Annotated in this window: 15 protein-coding genes; 4 read left to right on the forward strand and 11 right to left on the reverse strand. The window is 68.3% G+C overall.

The window, feature by feature from the left end:
• Positions 1 to 9: 9 nt before the first annotated feature.
• Genes AC5592_RS15690 through AC5592_RS15700 form a run of 3 tightly spaced genes read right to left on the reverse strand, consistent with a single transcriptional unit; the run spans position 10 to position 2,863 of the window.
• Positions 10 to 864, reverse strand: a complete 855-nt coding sequence (locus AC5592_RS15690; RefSeq protein ID WP_232329370.1) for an ABC transporter permease — start codon at positions 862 to 864, stop codon at positions 10 to 12.
• Entirely contained in the window at positions 845 to 1,702 is an 858-nt protein-coding gene (locus AC5592_RS15695; protein WP_063064629.1) for an ABC transporter ATP-binding protein, read from the reverse strand. Before AC5592_RS15695 ends, AC5592_RS15690 begins: the two co-directional genes overlap by 20 nt.
• A gap of 48 nt (positions 1,703 to 1,750) precedes the next feature.
• Positions 1,751 to 2,863 (reverse strand): ABC transporter substrate-binding protein, encoded by a 1,113-nt coding sequence (locus AC5592_RS15700; RefSeq protein WP_232329371.1) that lies wholly within the window; start codon positions 2,861 to 2,863, stop codon positions 1,751 to 1,753.
• Between the two features lie 446 nt (positions 2,864 to 3,309).
• Here AC5592_RS15700 and AC5592_RS15705 point away from each other — a divergent pair, with 446 nt between their 5' ends.
• The gene (locus tag AC5592_RS15705; protein WP_232329372.1) at positions 3,310 to 4,389 is read left to right on the forward strand and encodes an acyl-CoA dehydrogenase family protein; all 1,080 of its coding nucleotides are present in this window, start codon (positions 3,310 to 3,312) and stop codon (positions 4,387 to 4,389) included.
• Between the two features lie 34 nt (positions 4,390 to 4,423).
• Positions 4,424 to 5,248 carry a sulfurtransferase gene (locus tag AC5592_RS15710; RefSeq protein ID WP_036508038.1) on the forward strand — a complete coding sequence of 275 codons (825 nt, stop codon included), beginning with the start codon at positions 4,424 to 4,426 and terminating at the stop codon, positions 5,246 to 5,248.
• A gap of 61 nt (positions 5,249 to 5,309) precedes the next feature.
• Here AC5592_RS15710 and AC5592_RS15715 read toward each other — a convergent pair whose 3' ends face one another.
• Entirely contained in the window at positions 5,310 to 6,521 is a 1,212-nt protein-coding gene (locus AC5592_RS15715; protein WP_063064630.1) for an acyl-CoA dehydrogenase family protein, read from the reverse strand.
• A gap of 211 nt (positions 6,522 to 6,732) precedes the next feature.
• Entirely contained in the window at positions 6,733 to 7,458 is a 726-nt protein-coding gene (locus tag AC5592_RS15720; RefSeq protein ID WP_063064631.1) for an SDR family oxidoreductase, read from the reverse strand.
• Positions 7,459 to 7,547: 89 nt separating this feature from the next.
• Between AC5592_RS15720 and AC5592_RS15725 the strand changes: the two genes are divergently transcribed.
• Together AC5592_RS15725 and AC5592_RS15730 are read left to right on the forward strand one after the other, a co-directional pair.
• On the forward strand, positions 7,548 to 7,985 hold the full coding sequence (locus AC5592_RS15725; RefSeq protein ID WP_063064632.1) for a MarR family winged helix-turn-helix transcriptional regulator: 438 nt from the start codon (positions 7,548 to 7,550) through the stop codon (positions 7,983 to 7,985).
• A 285-nt stretch (positions 7,986 to 8,270) separates the two neighbouring features.
• Entirely contained in the window at positions 8,271 to 9,329 is a 1,059-nt protein-coding gene (locus AC5592_RS15730) for an LLM class flavin-dependent oxidoreductase (RefSeq protein WP_063064633.1), read from the forward strand.
• Between the two features lie 64 nt (positions 9,330 to 9,393).
• Here the strand turns inward: AC5592_RS15730 and AC5592_RS15735 are convergent, their stop codons facing one another.
• Genes AC5592_RS15735 through AC5592_RS15760 form a run of 6 tightly spaced genes read right to left on the reverse strand, consistent with a single transcriptional unit; the run spans position 9,394 to position 16,618 of the window.
• Positions 9,394 to 10,743 (reverse strand): NtaA/DmoA family FMN-dependent monooxygenase, encoded by a 1,350-nt coding sequence (locus AC5592_RS15735; protein ID WP_063064634.1) that lies wholly within the window; start codon positions 10,741 to 10,743, stop codon positions 9,394 to 9,396.
• A 1-nt stretch (position 10,744) separates the two neighbouring features.
• A complete protein-coding gene (locus AC5592_RS15740) occupies positions 10,745 to 11,776 on the reverse strand; it encodes an aldo/keto reductase (protein WP_063064635.1) in 1,032 nt (343 codons plus the stop codon).
• Positions 11,777 to 11,822: 46 nt separating this feature from the next.
• A complete protein-coding gene (locus AC5592_RS15745; RefSeq protein ID WP_063064636.1) occupies positions 11,823 to 13,037 on the reverse strand; it encodes an acyl-CoA dehydrogenase family protein in 1,215 nt (404 codons plus the stop codon).
• Positions 13,034 to 14,059, reverse strand: a complete 1,026-nt coding sequence (locus tag AC5592_RS15750) for an LLM class flavin-dependent oxidoreductase (protein ID WP_232329373.1) — start codon at positions 14,057 to 14,059, stop codon at positions 13,034 to 13,036. Before AC5592_RS15750 ends, AC5592_RS15745 begins: the two co-directional genes overlap by 4 nt.
• A 43-nt stretch (positions 14,060 to 14,102) precedes the next feature.
• Complete coding sequence (locus tag AC5592_RS15755; RefSeq protein ID WP_063064637.1) at positions 14,103 to 15,347, reverse strand: LLM class flavin-dependent oxidoreductase; 1,245 nt, start codon at positions 15,345 to 15,347, stop codon at positions 14,103 to 14,105.
• Complete coding sequence (locus tag AC5592_RS15760) at positions 15,344 to 16,618, reverse strand: acyl-CoA dehydrogenase family protein (RefSeq protein ID WP_063064638.1); 1,275 nt, start codon at positions 16,616 to 16,618, stop codon at positions 15,344 to 15,346. Before AC5592_RS15760 ends, AC5592_RS15755 begins: the two co-directional genes overlap by 4 nt.
• Between the last annotated feature and the right edge of the window lie 194 nt (positions 16,619 to 16,812).

Here is a 16,812-nt window from a genome sequence, read left to right on the forward strand (position 1 = left end):
CTTTCCGCGCTATTTGCTCGTCAGTCCCCGCTGCCAGGAGGTAACTCGCCATTCGACGACGGTCAGAATCGAGTTGACGATGATTCCGACCAGACCGAGGGCGAATATTCCGGCATACATCTGCGGGGTCTGATACCGCAGCGAGGCGGTGTTGATGTAGATGCCGATCCCCTGCGCGCCGCCGACGAGTTCGGCCGCGACGAGGGCGGTGAATGCGTTGGCGGCGGCCAGCCGGATCCCGGGGAAGATCGCCGGGAAGGCGGCCGGCAGCACGACCTGGGTGAAGATGTAGAAGCGTCCGGCGCCGAGTGTCCGTGCCGCGTTCAGCAGCAGGCGCTCGACCCCGCTCACCGCACTCACCGCATTGACGAAGATCGGCCAGAAGCAGGCCCACACCACGATCGCGATCTTCGACTCCTCGCCGATGCCGAAGAACAGCACGAAGACCGGCAGTAGCGCCAGCAGCGACAGGTTGCGGAAGAACAGCAGGACCGGCTCGGCGAGTTTCTGGAAGATCCGGAACGATCCGACCAGGATGCCCAGAGCGACGCCCAGTACCAGCGCGATCACGAATCCGATCACCGCGCGCTGCACACTGGGCCAGATCTGGCTGCCCAGGGTGCCGTCGCTCAGTCCGTCGACGAACGCCCCGAAAGTGTCCTGCGGTGTCGATAGGTACTGATCGCTGACCTGGCCGCTGGCGACCACCCACCACCACAACAGCAGGAACAGCCCGAGACCGATGACACCGTAGAGAAGCCGGTCGAATTTCGCGAGCCACGGATTGGGGGCCTTGGGCGGGATGAGATCCCGATCGGCCGGCGCCGCCGAATCACGCAGCGGCTCAGTGATCGTCGTTGCCAATGCGCACCTCCTCCTCGAGGATCCGCGCGACGCGCGAACGAATGTGCACGAAATCTTCGGAACTGCGCACCGCGGCATCGCGCGGACGCGGCAGCTCGACATCCAGCACCGCCTTCACGCGGCCCGGTGCCCGCGTCATGACCGCGATCCGGTCGGAGAGGAAGATCGCCTCGTCGATCGAGTGGGTGACGAACAGGACCGTCTTCTTCGTGGCACCCGACTCCCAGATGCGCAGCAGTTCGCTCTGCAGGAATTCGCGGGTCTGGGCATCCAGGGCCGCGAACGGCTCATCGAAGACCAAGACCTCCGGTTCGTAGGCGAGCACGCGCGCGATCGCGACGCGCTGGCGCATACCACCGGACAGCTGATGCGGCAGCCGGTGTGCGGCAGATTCCAAGCCCACCGTCCGCAGCACCTGCGCGGCCCGCTCCCGCCGTTCGGCCTTCGCCACGCCGCGGACCTTGAGACCGACCTCGACGTTCTTCTGCGCCGACAGCCACGGGAACAACGCATACCCCTGGAATACGACGCCGACGTTCTTGTTGACGCCCTCGACTCGCTTACCGTCGACGAAAACCGCTCCCCCGTTGTAGGTTTCGAGGCCGGCCAGGATGTTCAGGAAGGTCGACTTCCCGCATCCACTCGGGCCCAGCAGCGAGACGAACTCACCGCTGCCGATCCGCAGATCGAATCCGTCCAGGACGGTGGTCGGCTCTTTCGCGCGCCGATCGGTGCGCGGGTAGAGCTTGCCGACACTCCTCGCCTCGATCTTCCACTCGGTGGGCGCGGGCCGCGGTGGATCCTTTTCCACTTGCTCGACGAGCACTTGCTGACTCATGACATTCGACTTCTCTGTGGGACGAATAATGGACTGGTCAACGCCCGATCACTTCTCGGCGCCGGCGATTTCCACGAGATCGGTTTTCAGCACCTTGCTGTTCTGCTCGGTGTCGAGAATCGTGGTGTTCTGCTCCTGGGATTCGAGCAGATCAGCCGATTTCGCATACGGGTTGAAGGCGTTGGTCGCGATGTCCTCGGGCTTCAGCTTCTCCGAGCCGGGCAGCGGTTTGCCCACATCCCGGACGAGGTCCCACCACAACTGCAGGCTCGCCTTGTCGAGCAGGGCGTTGGGTGCGTAATGCCAGTTGGTGGTCTGCTCCACCGGATAGCCGGTGGTCTTACCGGCGATCTCCGCGGATTCCTTGGGGTGAGCGTTGGCCCAGTTCGCGGTCTTGGCAATGATGCCGACGAATTCCCGCGCCGCGGCCGGATTCTTCTGCAGCCACGCGTTGCTCGCGACATACGGCGCCTGGCCGCCCTGCGGACCCCAGTCGTCGAAGGAAGTGAACGCCTCGGCGAACTTGTCCGGCTTGCTCAGCAGCACCCCGACCAGCGGCGGATGGAACACGCCGAGATCGACCTCACCCTTTTCGATGGCCGGCGGTATCAGTTCCTCCTTGAGCTGGAGGAATTTCACCTTGCTCAGGTCGACGCCGTTGTTCTTCAGATACTGCTTGATCACCAGATCGACACAGCTGTTGGTCGCCGAGATGCCGACCGTCCTGCCCTCGATGGCCTTCAGGTTGTTCTTGGTGATATCCGAACCGGCCTTGGTGAAATAGGCCATATGCGGTTCGTTCGGCAGGTCGAGCATGCTGGACGCGATGGCGGTGAACTTGAAGTCCTTCACCTTCCCGTCGATGTCGCCGTTGAACATGCCGGTCGCTATATCGATCTTGTTCTGATCGAGTAGCTGCACCGCGGGCACGGCGGTGGCCGGTCCCACGTATTTCGGCTTCACCCCGGCGTGGTCCCAGTACCCCAGTTCGTCGGCGATCCGGACCAGCGACAGGGCGGTGGGCGAGTTGGCGAAGCGGAAATACACCACGCCGTTGTCTTTTCCGAGACCACATCCGGCCAGTAGCGCCGGGACGGCGAGGAACGCCACCGACAACGCCGTCAATTTTCCGAGCAGGCGTCTGCCGCCGATTCTGCTCACGGTCGCACCTCACGATGCGTTGTTGTGCCGCTCACGATATTTCCCTCTCCAGCGCCGGCCCCGGCCACCGTCCTCATCCGGATTTCCACTCCGGGGAATTGATATGGTTCAGAACGTAAGCCCCCCAACGGTTTCTACCTACGAAAAAATTCAGCCTGAGCCCAGCTGCGGCGAACGAGAAATATGAAGTATTTCTTGACGGAAACGCCGCGAACCTCGTAGTAGAAATTGGCGATTCCGTGAATCCGGCGGACGCGCGAACCTCGAATCTGCGGGAATTTTTATCCGGCAGTATCGATTCGTACCAGGTCGGACGGCGGCCAGGGCCGCGGATCCGCTCGCAGGAACGATCCGCTCCCACGGGCCGGGCCGATAATTTCGCTCGAAGGATGCCGGTCGCCGCCTGCCCGGCGGCTGCGTCCTCGGTAGAGACAGGAAGGGACGCAGTGACATTCGCGAAGACAGGCTCCGACCATCCGCTCGTCGCGAAGGTGCGCGACTACGCCGACACCGTGCTGCGACCGCGGGCCCTCGCGACCGATCGCGACGGCGTCGACACCGGGCACATCGAGGAACTCGCGGCGCTCGGGCTGCTCAACCACACCGCCCCGCCGCGCTACGGCGGCGCCGGCGTCGACCGTGAGACCGATCGTCAGGTGCACGAAATCATCGCCGGCGCATGCTTCAACACCTGGCTGGTCTGGGCCCAGCACGCCTCGCTGTCGGAACGGATCGGCACCCTGGAAGCCACCGGCGCGCCGATTCCCCCACTCGCACAGCGCATTCTGCGCGGGGAGTTGCTGCTGGGCGCCGGGGTCAGCGATGTGCGGCGATATCCCGACCACTACATCGCGGCGCGAAAGGCCGAGGGCGGCTGGATATTCGACGGTACCGTGTCGTGGGTCAGCGGCTGGGGCCTCAACTCGGCGCTGACCGTCGCCGCGGTGGAGAAGGACACCGAAACCGTCGTCACCGCCCTCGTCCCCGTGGACGATCACCTGCACAGTGCCGGCCCGCTGGCGCTCGGCGCGGTCGCCGGCAGCCGCACAGCCCGGGTGGCGCTCGGCGACGTCTTCGTGCCAGAGGAGAATGTGCTCACCACCGAATCCATCGAACGAGCGCGCTTCCTCGACCAGGGTGTCTCCAACGACGCGCGCGCCCAGCATTTCGGTCTGGCCGACACCGTGTTGCGCGAATTGGAACTGACGTCGGAGCAACCGGCGCAGCGGGTGGCGGCGGTGTGGCGACCGCGGTTCGAGCAGCTGCGAGCCACCGCCTACGACTTGTCCGACGAGGCGCGTGCTCACGGCGGTGGGGCCTACCGGGCCGAGGATCGTCTCGCCGTGAAAGTCGCTGTCGGCGAGGCATTGTCGGCGATCACCCGCGCCCTGCTCATCGCCCGCTCCGGCCGCGGGCTGGCCGCCGACGACACCGCGCAGCTCTACGCGCGCACCGCCCTGTTCCTCCTCGTACAAGGCCAGTCCGCCGATGTGCGGCGAGCTCAGCTCGCCGAACTCACCGCATAGGTGCCGTAGATCCACCCTCCGGAAAGGACTCGCCATGTCCACACTGACCGATGTCGTCATCAGCGCCACCCAATTGCTCGAGCATCATCCGACCTCTGGGCGGCCTGTGACGCTGCTGGAAGTGCATCGCGAACCGCCCGTCGCCGCGGCGCCTCGTCTGCCGGGTGCGCACGTGGTGTCGCTGACCGCCGATCTGGTGGGGCCGACATCGCCCGGGTCCGGGGCGTATCCGCTGCCCACCGAGGAACAGATCCAGAATGCCGTGTGGCGCTGGGGAATCGACGCCGACACCCTCGTCGTGGTGTACAGCCGCGAGGTCCCCGCACTCGCCGCGCGGGCATGGTGGACCCTGCGCTGGGCGGGGGTGCCGGATGTGCGGTACCTCGACGGCGGTCTGGCCGCCTGGGTCGCGGCCGGTGGGGACGTCGGGGATCAGGCGCCGCCGGCACGCACGGGTTCGTTCGTCGTCACCCTCGGCTCGCTGCCGGTGCTCGACACCGACGCGGCGGGTGCGCTGGCCCGCTCGGGTGTACTCCTCGACGCTCGCGACAGCGCGGGCTATTCCGGCGCCTCCGGCGGCGGGCACATCCCGGGCGCGGTGCATCTTCCCGCGGCACGCAATATCGCGCCGGACGGGTTGTTGCGCGCCCCCGACGCACTGCGCGCCGAATACCGGGGCGCGGGCGAATCCGGCGACCGGACGCAGTGGGGCGCCTACTGCGGCGGCGGCACCGCGGCCACCCTGGACGTGCTGGCGCTGGCGACACTCGGCGTCGAGGCCGCTCTCTATCCCGGCTCGTTCTCGGCGTGGAGTTCCGATTCCACCCGCCCGGTGGCCAGCGGGGACGAGCCGGGCTGACGGGCGCTCGACGCACCGCCACCCAGCTCCCCCGCACCACACTGCCGGAAAGCGCTCGGACTCAGAAGAATCCGACGCTCGGCAGCTCGGCGTCGTTGACGACGACATCTCCCACGACCCGCGCCTTGTACACGGTCGGGTTGTGGGAGAACAGCGTCCGCAGATTGCGCCAGTGCCGGTCGAGCCCGGCCGATGCGCGCGTCCACGACGCGCCACCGGCGTCGAAGGCCTCGGCCGCGGCGCTCAGCGCGATCTTTTCCACGGCCACCTTGACCTGCGCGGTCTGGAGTGAGGCCGCGAGTTCCAGGCGATCGTCGGGGACGCCGTGCTGCCAGATGTGCCGGGTCGCCGCGTCGAGCGCGTCGGCGGCCGCCAGCACCGCGGCTTCCACCACGAATGCGGTACTCGACAGCGATCCGACGACAGCCAGCAGCTGCGGATCGTTGCGGGCCAGTTCGGCGTTGCCCCACGAATAGGATCGGGTCCGCTCGCGCAGCAGCGTCGCGGTGTCCTCGGTCAGTGCCCGCAGAATGCCCGCGGCGATCGCGTGCAGCAGCAGATGCACCAGCGGGCTGCGGGGTCGTCCCGGGCCTGGGAGCAGCCGGAATTCGCCGATCTCGTCCGGGTGCACGAGCACGTCGTCCAAGACGGTGGTGCCGCTGCCGGTCTCACGCTGTCCGATGCCGTCCCAGTCGTCGACGTGCACCACGCCCTCGCGGTCGCCCGGAACGACCACGCTGACCTGTTGTCCCGCTTCGTCGTTCGCGCCGATGCGCAGATAGTCGGCGTAGATGCTGCCCGTGCTGTAGAACTTGCGGCCGTTGAGCCGGAATCGATCCCCCTCGGCGGTGAGCAGCGTGTCGTAGCTGTACACACCGGGCTGCCCGGACAGCTCCGACTGCGCACCGGCGAAGATCTTGCCCTCGCGGATCCACCGCAGCCATTGCTTGCTTCGCTGCGTCTCGCGCGTGCGCAGCGCTTCCTCGGCGGTGCCCCAGTGGATGCGCAGGATGTGCGGGACGTCGGGATCGGCCTGTGCGAGCCGCACCGCGAGAGCGAAGAATTCGCGCAGGCTGTAGCCGGCGCCGCCGAGGTCGCGCGGCAGCCGCACCGCGCCCAGGCGATGCTCGCGAGCCAGCGCCAGCGCGCGATCCGGTCGGCCCCCGCCGGCCTCGCGGCGGCGCCGGGCATCCGCGGCGATCTCGTCGATCACCGCCTGCAATTCGATGGAGTCGAGTGCCGGTGGCACGGGCTCGGTATGTGTCGACGTCATAAGTGCTCTCCCGGGACCGTCGGTGTGCTGAATGGATCGCGCGATCAGCCCGCACGAGGGGCGCATCCCGCTCCTGCGGCGGATACGACGCCGATGTCCTCGCAGGCCCGGCGCGGTCCATATCCGCGATAACCCAACGACATTCGCACGTTCCGGCGGCCGACCGGAGGCTTTGGTTCAGGCCAATTCTTACCGCGATCGCCCGCGGACGTCAGAAGAGTCCACCGCCGGCGCGCACGGACTGGCCGGTGATCCATCGCGCGTTGTCGGAGACCAGAAACGCGACGATGTCGGCGATATCTCCCGGCTCACCGATGCGGCCGAGAGGCGTCGCCGCAGCGACCTCTTCGAGCGCCGCGGTATTTCGTGCACCGGCGAGGGCTTCCGTGCGGGTCGCACCCGGCAGCACACTGTTCACGGTGATGCCACGCGAACCCAGCTCTCGGGCCAGAACACGCACCAATTCCTCGGCGGCGGCCTTGCTCGCGGCATAGACCGCCGAGCCGGGACGGTGGGTGACCGTCACGCCGGAGGAGATCACCACGATCCGTCCGTGATCGCGCAGGCGATTCGCCGCCTCGCGCAGTGCGACGAACGTGGCTTTCACGTTGAGTGAGAAGGTGCGGTCGAAATCCTCGTCGGTGGCTTGCGCGAGAGACGCGAACCGAGCGGTGCCCGCATTGTTCACGAGAATGTCGACTCCGCCGAACTCGTCCTCGGCCAGATCGAACAGCCCGCGCAGCTGCGCGGGGTCGGAGACGTCGGCCCGGGCGGCCACCGCGCGTCCGCCACACGCCTCGACGGTGGTCACCAGTTCCTCGGCCGCAATGCGGTTGCCGAGATAGTTGACGACGACAGCCGTTCCTTCGGATCCGAGGCGGCCCGCGATCGCCCGCCCGATCCCCGCCGACGCCCCGGTCACTATCGCTACCGGCATGAGTCCTCCATATAGATGAGCATGTATATAGTCCACACCATCGACTAATTGGTAGAGCATGTCAACAGTCGGGCAGCTAAACTTTGGCGATGGCCATCGGTGACCCGGATTCAGTGACCGCCTTCGGCGCATTGCACCGGGAGCTGAGCGTGCTCTACGGAAAGGTCGCGCGGAGTTACGGTTTGACCCCGCAGCAAGTGGAGTTGCTGTGCCTGGTGCACAAGTCGCGGCCCACCTTCGGCGAGCTCGCCGCGGCGCTCGGATGCGACAAGACCAACGTCACCGGAATGGTGGACCGATTGGAGCGCCGGGAACTGCTGGCGCGTGAACCCGATCCGGCGGACCGGCGAGTCACCCGAGCGGTCCTGACCGGCCCCGGGCTCGCGCTGCGCGACGATGTTCGCGCCACACTGGAGCGGCAGTTGGCCGAGCGGCTCCCCGGCACCCAGCGAGACCGGATGATCGACGCGGTGGCGACGGCAGCGGCGGCGCTCGCGGAGAGTCGTCTCCGTCCGGAAACGCTGTGAACTTTCGCGATCGGAGCGTCCTGCGCAACCGGGCGTGAGGAACTCGACACCCTCCGACGAACCGGCGCCCTCGGCGGCGCTCTCGAATCCCCCGGAATTTATTTCGGCCGGGGCCGACTTATCGCAGTACACAGCGCTTTTCACACATCGCGGCGCGCTGCCGGACAGGCGATCGGACGATCCGGCGGGGCCATACTCTCGGTGTTCGCCTCGCCGAACATTCTTCCTCCGGCGGTAGCCAGCAGCGCCCGCCGCGGATCGCGACCACCGAACAGGACGACCCCGATGAGCGCCGAATTCCTCTGGTACATCCCCAATCAAGTGACACCGGGCCACCGGGGCGACACCGTCACCACCGATCACAACAGCCTCGACACCCTCACCGCGCAGGCGCGAGCGCTCGAGGAGTACGGCTGGAAGGGCGCATTGCTCGGCACCGGATGGGGACGTCCGGACACGCTCACCGTGGCGGCGGCGCTCGCCGCGCGCACCCGGTCGTTCGAGCCGCTGATCGCCATCCGGCCCGGATACTGGCGTCCCGCCCATTTCGCCTCGGCGGTCGCCACACTCGATCATCTGTCCGGCGGCCGGGTCCGGATCAACATCGTCTCCGGGAAGGACAATCTCGCCGCCTACGGCGAATCCGAGGAGGACCAGGCCGCCCGCTACGGGCGGACCGAGGAGTTCATCCGCCTCGTTCGCCGGCTCTGGACCGAGGAGAACGTCACCCACGACGGAACGCACTACCGGGTGACCGATTCCACGGTGCTGCCACGCATTCCGGCCCGGGAGGGCAGGCCGCATCCCACCCTCTACTTCGGCGGGGCGTCGGCGGCCGCCGAGCGGGTCGCGGCGACCGTGGCCGATGTCCAGCTGTTCTGGGGTGAGCCGCTCGCCGACGTGCGCGAGCGGATCGAACGCCTGCGGACGCTCAGCGAGCAGCACGGACGCGAACTCCCGCCGCTGGAATTCGGTCTGCGAGTCACCACCGTCGTGCGCGACACCACCGAACAGGCGTGGGCCGATGCCCAGGCCCGGGTCGCGGAAATGGCGAAAAGCCATGAGGCGGGCCCGGAACCGCAGCGGCGGGCCGCGGTCGGCCAGCAGCGCCTCTACGACCTCGCGGCCCGCGGCGACGTGCTCGACGACAACCTCTACACCGCGCCGGGCCGGGTCGGCGGGGGCGGTGCGGGCAGCACCTGGCTGGTCGGTTCGGCCGAGGACGTCGCCAAATCGCTGCGGAAGTATCAGGACCTCGGGATCACCCATTTCGTCCTGTCCGACACTCCCTACCTGCAGGAGATCCACCGCCAGGGCGAGCACCTGCTGCCGCTGCTGCGCTGAGCGAAAGCGCCGAGGCGGGGCTCGACGTCCCCGCCTCGGTGCTACCGCTGCAGCACAACCGTTTTCAGGCCGATTCGGCGATTTCGCCCAGCTGACGGTGCGTCACCGGCAGCCCCAAGCGCGCACGCAGTGTCCGGTCCCGATATTCTCGCTGGAACAGCCCGCGCCGCTGCAGGATCGGCACCACGCCGGTGGCGAAGTTCTCCAGATCCACGGCGGTTTCGGCCGGCATGATCGTGAACCCGTCCGCGGCTCCGGCTTCGAACCACTGCTGCAGATCGTCGGCGACCTGTTCGGGGGTTCCCACCAGCAGGCGATGCCCCGATCCACCGGCGCCGCGTTCGATCAACTCGCGCGGCGTACGCGGCCCGGCGGCGATCAGCGCTCGGGTGGATTCGCTGAATCCGGTCGAAAATGTCTCGGCCGGAATGTTTTCCGGGAGATCTCCGGCGGCGATCGGATCGTCGGGTCCGAACGACCCTGTCGGCAGGCCGAGGTTGGCGAGAAGGTTGGCGGTGAGCCGCTCGATCGGCAGCAGGTCGTACAGTTCGCGTTCGCGGCGACGTGCCTGCTCCTCGGTCGCCGCGACCAGCACCACCACGCCGAGTGACACCTTCACCGCGTCCGGCCCGCGACCGGCGGCCACGGCCCGGCGGCGGATCTCCTCCCGGAACGCGACGGCCCGCTCTCGGGTCTGAGCCACCGTGAACACCACGTCGGCGAACCCCCCGGCCAACCTCAGGCCGCCCTCCGACCCGCCCGCCTGCACCACGACCGGCCGTCCCTGCGGACCCGGCGGCACCGGCAGTGGGCCCGCGACGGAGAAGAACTCTCCTTCGTGGTCGATGCGGTGGATCCGGTCCGGATCGGCGTAGCGGCCCGACGCCTTGTCCGCGATCAGCCAGCCGGCGTCCCAGCTGTCCCAGAGTTTGGTGACCACATCCAGGAATTCCCAGGCCCGCCGATAGCGGGTCTCGCGATCGGGATGGGCGTCGAGGCCGAAATTGGCTGCGGCGGCGGGTGTTCCGGTGGTGACGATATTGACCGCCGCCCGGCCCTTGGTCACATGGTCGAGCGCCTGGAATCGCCGCGCCAGGTTGTACGGCGAGTTGTAGGTGGTCGAGGAGGTGATCACCACGCCGAGGTGCTCGGTCACCGCCGCGACGGAGCCCAGCAGCACCAGCGGATCGATACCGGTGCCCGGCGCCTCCTCGATCTCCCCGCGCAGCGCCGGCCCGTCGCCGAGGAAGACCGCGTCGATTTTCGCCGCCTCCGCGATGCGCGCGAGCCGCTGGAAGTACTCGATATCCAGATAGGCGAGCGGATCGGCGTGCGGCAACCGCCACGCCTGCCGGAAATGTCCCGGCGTCATCAGCGACAAGTTGAGATGGAAACCCGATGTCGGACCGGACATCTCAGCGCCGCGATCCGGTTCCGTGCACGCCGTGCTCGTCGATCAGCGCCAGTTCCTCCTCGGTCAGCGCCGGGAAGCTCAGCGCCGCCAGGTTGTGGTCGAGCTGTCGGGCGGAGCTGGCGCCGATCAGCGCGGAGGTGACCTCGGGACGCCGCAACACCCACTGCAGCGCCAGCTGTGCCAGCGACTGCCCCCGCGATTCGGCGATCTTGTTCAACGCGGCGGTGCGCTGCCGGTAGGTGTCGTCGATGACCTCGGGCGAGAGGAAGGCGCTGTTGCGTGCCCGCGCGCCCTCGGGAATCGTCTCGAGATACTTGTCGGTCAGAAGCCCTTGTGCCAGTGGTGAATACACGATCACACCGAATCCGTCGCCGCCGGCGGTGTCGAGCAGCCCGCTCTGTTCGGGGCCGCGATCATAGATCGAATACCGGGTCTGATGGATCAGCAACGGCACCCCCTCCCCGCGCAGCAACTCGGCGATCTCGTGCGCCCGGTCGGGCCGGTAGTTGGAGATGCCCACGTACAGAGCCTTGCCCTGGCGCACCACGTCGACCAGCGCGCCGACCGTCTCCTCCAGCGGAGTCTCGAGGTCGGGGCTGTGGTGGTAGAAGATGTCGACGTAGTCGGTGCCCAGGTCGCGCAGGCTGTGCTCCAGCGAGGCCACCAGCGATTTGCGCGAGCCGCCACGAAGATAGGGGCTGGCGCCGATCGGGTTGCCGGCCTTCGTCGACAGAATGAGCTCGTCGCGGTAGGGCGCCAGATCCTTCGACAGCACCGCGCCGAAGTTCAGCTGCGCGGCCCGGTGCGGCGGGCCGTAGCGGTCGGCATTGTCGAAGTGGGTGATGCCCAGATCGAAAGCATGGAGGATGATTTCGCGCTGGGTGGCGAAGGGGTAGTCGGTGCCGAACTTCTGCCACAGGCCGAACGAGATCGACGGCAGGTCCAGACCCGAACGCCCGCTGCGGCGATACGGAATCGTCTCGTAGCGATTGTCGACGGCGGCATAGGGCGAATCGGGGGTGTAGACGGTCACGGGGTCCTCTCGGTTGTCGTCGATGGTGACTTCGGGGTTGAAGGGCTCAGAACAGTCCGGTGGTCGGCGGTTCCGCGCCGGTCAGGTGGTAGGCGCCCGCGACCGCCTGTTTCCATTGGCGCGGATTGTGATTGGCGACGGTGCGGGCATTGCGCCAGTGCCGGTCGAAACCGAGGCCACGGTCGGTGATCGAGCCGCCGCCTACGTCGAAGAGCAATTCCGCTGCGGCCAAACCTGATTCGATGGCGATCACACCGGCCTGGGCGACCTCGACCGCGGCCTCGGCACCGGCGGCGCGGGCCTGGGCGCCGGTCAGGCCGTGCACTCCCGCGAGGGTTTCCGCGGCGAGCAGAACCACCGCGCGTGCGGCCTGGGCACGGGCCGCGATCCGGCCCACCGTCTGGCGGACGTAGGGATCGTCGACACTGGCGCTCGCGGAACTGTGTTTGATCGGGCGGGCCTTCTCCCGCACGAAGACGACGGCGTCGTCGAACGCGCGCGCTGCCACTCCGGCCTCGACCGCGGCGAGGTAGAGCTGCGCGAAGGACCCCTGCCACGGGTTGTCCGGCTCGTCGGTTTCGGTTTCGGTGACCTCGTGGCCGTATACCAGCGCGTTCGTGAAACGTGTTGTGCCACTCGCGGTCAGGCGCTGTCCGACGGCGTCGAAATCGTCGAGCCGCTCGACGCCCGCGCGATCGACGGGCACGGTGAAGCGCAGGACCGTACCGTCCTCGGTGCGCGCCTGTGTGGAGAACCAGGACGCGTACAGGCCGCCGGTCGAGTAGTACTTCTCGCCGTCGACGATCCAGTCGTCGCCCGAGCGGCGGGCGGTCGCGTTGGTCTGCCCGCTCGCCCCGCCGGTGCGCTCGTTGGCGGTGCCGGCGAACAGGTCGCCGGCCCGCAGCCGCTGCAGGGTGAGATCCCGTTGCGGGAGGTCCGGGCGACTCGCCACCCGGTACGCGGTCAGGAAGGTGCTGCGAAGCGCCTGTGCCACACTGGAATCGGCACGGGCTATCGCGATCACCAGATCGGTGACGGCGCGCAGCGAACCACCCGCACCGCCGTCCTCGCGGGCGATGCCGGTCAGCGCGATCCGGGTTTCGGCGAGTGCGCGCACCTCGGCGAAGGCGTAGTCGCGAGCGGATTCGCGGGCGGCGGCGGTCTCGCCGAGCCGGCGCAGAATCGGCTCGGCGGCGGCGCGGATACCGGCCACGGTCGGGCCGGTCGCCTCCGGGGTGCGATGCGGCTGAACAGCGGTCATCGCAGCACCGCCGCAACCGGTTGCAGTCCGAGCGCGGCCCGCAATGTGGGAGCGCGCCGCGCGGATCGCACCGTCGCCACCGCCTCGGCGGCGGCCAGTACACCGCGGGCGCCGCCGGTCGGCGCCAACTCCACGGCGTCGAGATCGTAGGCGTGTGCCCAGTCCGCCAACCGGGACAGTGCCGCACGCCCGTCGCGCGCGTCGCGCACCGTCACCGGCGCGCGGCCGATCAGCGCCACCTCGCCGCGTCGTCTGCCGACGCGCTCCAGGGCGGCGGTCAGGGCGCGTCCGGCGCCCGAGACGGCGGTGCCCGCGACGATCACCGCGTCCGCCGAGCGGGCCGCGATATCCCATCCGACCAGGTCGGTATCGGCGGCGACGACGAGCGGACGCCCCTGCACCGACGACGGACCGTCCAAGGGCCCGGCGACGTGATAGCCACGGCCCTCGTGATCGATTCCCGCGATCAGGGCCGGATCGACGACCCGCGCACGCTCCCGATCGCCGAGCAGCGCCGCGCGGGGAAACGATTCCCACAGGCGGGCAAGAACTTCCGTGTACTCCGCCCAGCGTCGTCCGGGAGGCAGCGGAGGCGAGGGCACGGTGACCGCATCGCTCACCTCGTCACCGTCACCGGGACGCAGCACCACTCCCGAGCGGCCGCCGGTGGCCCGGTCGAAGGACAGCACCCGGCGGGCGACGTTGTAGGGCGCGTTGTGCGTGGTCGCGATATCGACCAGATAGCCGATATCGCCGGCCTGCCCGGCCAGATAGGCGGCGGCGATACTGGGATCGAGGGCGCGCCGGCCCCCGGCCGAGTCGAGAATCCGCAGGGCGGCGACACCGGCCTGCTGCGCGGCAGCGGCGATACGCGCCGCCCACTCGATCGACATGAGCTCACCGGCATCGATTGCCGATGCGGCAGCGCCGGAAGCGGATCGGGCGCCGGACTCCGAGGCGGTCGCATCCGATGCCGCCGCCCCGACGGCGACATCGATCAGGATCGGAACGGTGCTCATCATGCTGTCCTCCGTTCGGGCTGCGGGTCCGGGGCGAGCGGAATGCTCATCGCGCCACCTCCAGTGGTCCGCGGTCCCACACCCCCACCGGGACATCGGGAATTCCCAGACCGAGGTGATCGCGCAGCGTCCTGCCGTCGTATTCGGTGCGGAACAACCCGCGCCGGCGCAGTTCCGGGATCACGTGGTCGGCGAAATCGTCGAATCCGGACGGCAATACGTCGGGCATCACGTTGAATCCGTCCGCCGCGCCGGCCCGGAACCACCGTTCGATGTCGTCGGCGATCCGTTCCGGGGTGCCGACCACGATGCGGTGCCCACCGCCACCGGACAGCTTCTTCAGCAGCTGCCGCAGTGTCGGGCGCTCCCGATCGATGATGTCCTTGACGACCCGGTAGAAGGTTTGCGAACCGCCGGCGTCGTCGGGTTCGGGCAGCAGGCCGGCGGGGATGCGCTCGTCGTCGGCGAGACCGTCCAGCGAGATGCCGAGTTGTCCGGCCAGCCGGGTCCGCGCATAGGCGTCGGGCAGGAGTTCGTCGAGCAACTCACGGCGCCGGGCCGCCTCCGCCTCGGTGCTGCCCACCACGGTGGACAGCCCGGGCAGAACCACGATCTCATCCGGATTCCGGCCGAACGCCCGTGCCCCGTCCCGCAATTCGGTGCGGAACGCCCGCGCGGTGTCGAGGTCCTGTTCGGCGGAGAAGATCACCTCCCCCACCCGCGCGGCCAGCCGCTTACCGTCACTGGAGCCACCGGCCTGCACGACCACGGGCCGGCCCTGCGGCGAACGAAATTCGGTGCGCTCGGCCCAGCTCGCGACGACCCGCTCGACGAATTCCGCGGCCCGGCGATACCGCAGCGCGTGGTCGGGTTCGGCATCGCGGCCGAAGTTGCGCGCCGCGACGGGCCCGGCGGTGGTGACCACGTTCCAGCCGAAGCGGCCACCACTGAGATGGTCGAGATCGCCGAGGCGGCGGGCCAGTTCGACGGGATCGTTGTACGACGACGAGAGCGTAGCGATCAACCCGATCCGCTCGGTGCGCGCCGCGATCCGGGCCAGCACCGTGGTCGGCTCCAGATTGTTGCCGGGGCGATGTTCGATGCTCGGATCCAGCGCCGGCCCGTCGGCGAGGAATACCGCGTCGAGGGTGGCTTCCTCGGCCTTCTTCGCGATCGAGGTGTAGTGGTCGATGCCGTAACTGGCCAGCGGGTCGGTCCCGGGGAAGCGCCACGACCCGCCGAACACTCCGGCGTTGAGGATGTTGACGTTGATGTGCAGACGGTCGGTCACCGGTCGTTCCCCACCTCGGCGGCCGCCTCGCCCGCATCGGCGACCGAGGGCCGGTCCCGGTAGTAGCCCGGCTGCGGCGTCACGCCGTTGACCAGATGATCGCCGATGAGCCGCGGTTTGTAGACGACGGGGTTGTGCGAGGCGAGCGTGCGCGCGTTGCGCCAATGGCGGTCCAGGTGCACGCTGTTGCGCACCGCCGAGGAGCCGAGTGCGTCGAAGGCGGTGGTCGCGGCGTCGAGCACCGCCTCGATGACAGCCACCTGGGCCGCGGACGTCTCGACGTACGCGTACCCGAAATCGGCCTCCGCCCCGCTGGTGTAGGCCGCCTCCAGGGTCACCGCGGCGTGGCGCAGCAGGGTTTCGGCGGTGCGGCGCCGGACCTCCAGCCGCCCGACGACACCGAGCACCTCGGGATCCTCGGCGGCGTTGCGGGTCAGCGCGTGCGGGCTGGTGCGCGTGCGCCCGCGCACCAGATCCACGGTTTCGGCGACGATACTGCGCGCGATACCGGTCAGATTCGCCAGATGCACGATCTGCACGAACGAGTCCAGACCGCGCAGCGACTCCCGGTAGCGGCCGATGTCACCGTGCTCCTCGACCGGAACATCGTGGAAAAGTGTAGTGCCACTACCGGTTTGGCGTTGCCCGATACCGTCCCAGTCGTCGGCGTGGGTGACCCCCGGATGGTGCGCGGGCACGACGACGAAACCGCGATTGCCGTCCTCGTCGGCCACCGCCGCGCGGATGAAGTCGGCGAAACGCGAGCCCGTGGAATAGAACTTCGTTCCCGAAACGAGCCGCCGGCCGTGTTCGTCGATACGCACCCGGGTGGTGGTCGAGCCCCATTCACCGGTCAGGGTGCCGGCGGCCTCCGCCGCGGCGATCACGGCCGACGGTTCCGATTGCGCATTGCCGAATACCGCGCCGGCGCCGATCCGGTGCAGCCAGTAGGCCCGCACCTCGGAGTCGGTTTCGGCGCGCAGGATTTCGGTGGTGGTGAAATGTCCACGCCAGATCTGCGGAATGTTGGAGTCGGCGCGGCCGGCTTCGGCGAGCAGATCGAACAGTGTCGGCAGGTCGACATCGAAGCCGCCGAATTCGACGGGCACCCGCAGGCGTCCGAATCCGGCGTCACCCAGTGCGCGGATCAGTTCGTCGGGGTGTTCGAAGGACAGGTCGCGTTCCCCGGCGCCCTTCGCGAATTCGGCCAGCACCTCGCGGATGCGTACCAGTGCTTCGGCCGGCGAATCCGGTCGTGATATCGGGGTCATGACAGTCCTCCTGGAGCCGGAATCGTCCGCGGCCTGAGTGGTCGCCACAGTGGAACACCCGAGCCGGGAGAAATCGACGGGTGCGCTCACGATGATTGAAATCCCTTGCCCTGCCTAATCATTGACGCCCGAAGCCTTCAGTTGAACTGAACGATTCGATAAGCGGAACTGTCTTGTTCTCCCCCGGCCGGGAC

Origin of the sequence: Nocardia violaceofusca NBRC 14427, from assembly GCF_963869435.1 — a bacterium.
GTDB classification, from domain to species: Bacteria; Actinomycetota; Actinomycetes; order Mycobacteriales; family Mycobacteriaceae; genus Nocardia; species Nocardia aobensis.

Bases quoted from the DNA above. Each gene is read 5' to 3' on its own strand.
- AC5592_RS15695 (WP_063064629.1), bottom strand. From the start codon at position 1,702: ATGAGTCAGCAAGTGCTCGTCGAGCAAGTGGAAAAGGATCCACCGCGG.
- AC5592_RS15710 (WP_036508038.1), top strand. From the start codon at position 4,424: ATGTCCACACTGACCGATGTCGTCATCAGCGCCACCCAATTGCTCGAG.
- AC5592_RS15715 (WP_063064630.1), bottom strand. From the start codon at position 6,521: ATGACGTCGACACATACCGAGCCCGTGCCACCGGCACTCGACTCCATC.
- AC5592_RS15720 (WP_063064631.1), bottom strand. From the start codon at position 7,458: ATGCCGGTAGCGATAGTGACCGGGGCGTCGGCGGGGATCGGGCGGGCG.
- AC5592_RS15725 (WP_063064632.1), top strand. From the start codon at position 7,548: ATGGCCATCGGTGACCCGGATTCAGTGACCGCCTTCGGCGCATTGCAC.
- AC5592_RS15730 (WP_063064633.1), top strand. From the start codon at position 8,271: ATGAGCGCCGAATTCCTCTGGTACATCCCCAATCAAGTGACACCGGGC.
- AC5592_RS15735 (WP_063064634.1), bottom strand. From the start codon at position 10,743: ATGTCCGGTCCGACATCGGGTTTCCATCTCAACTTGTCGCTGATGACG.
- AC5592_RS15745 (WP_063064636.1), bottom strand. From the start codon at position 13,037: ATGACCGCTGTTCAGCCGCATCGCACCCCGGAGGCGACCGGCCCGACC.
- AC5592_RS15750 (WP_232329373.1), bottom strand. From the start codon at position 14,059: ATGATGAGCACCGTTCCGATCCTGATCGATGTCGCCGTCGGGGCGGCG.
- AC5592_RS15760 (WP_063064638.1), bottom strand. From the start codon at position 16,618: ATGACCCCGATATCACGACCGGATTCGCCGGCCGAAGCACTGGTACGC.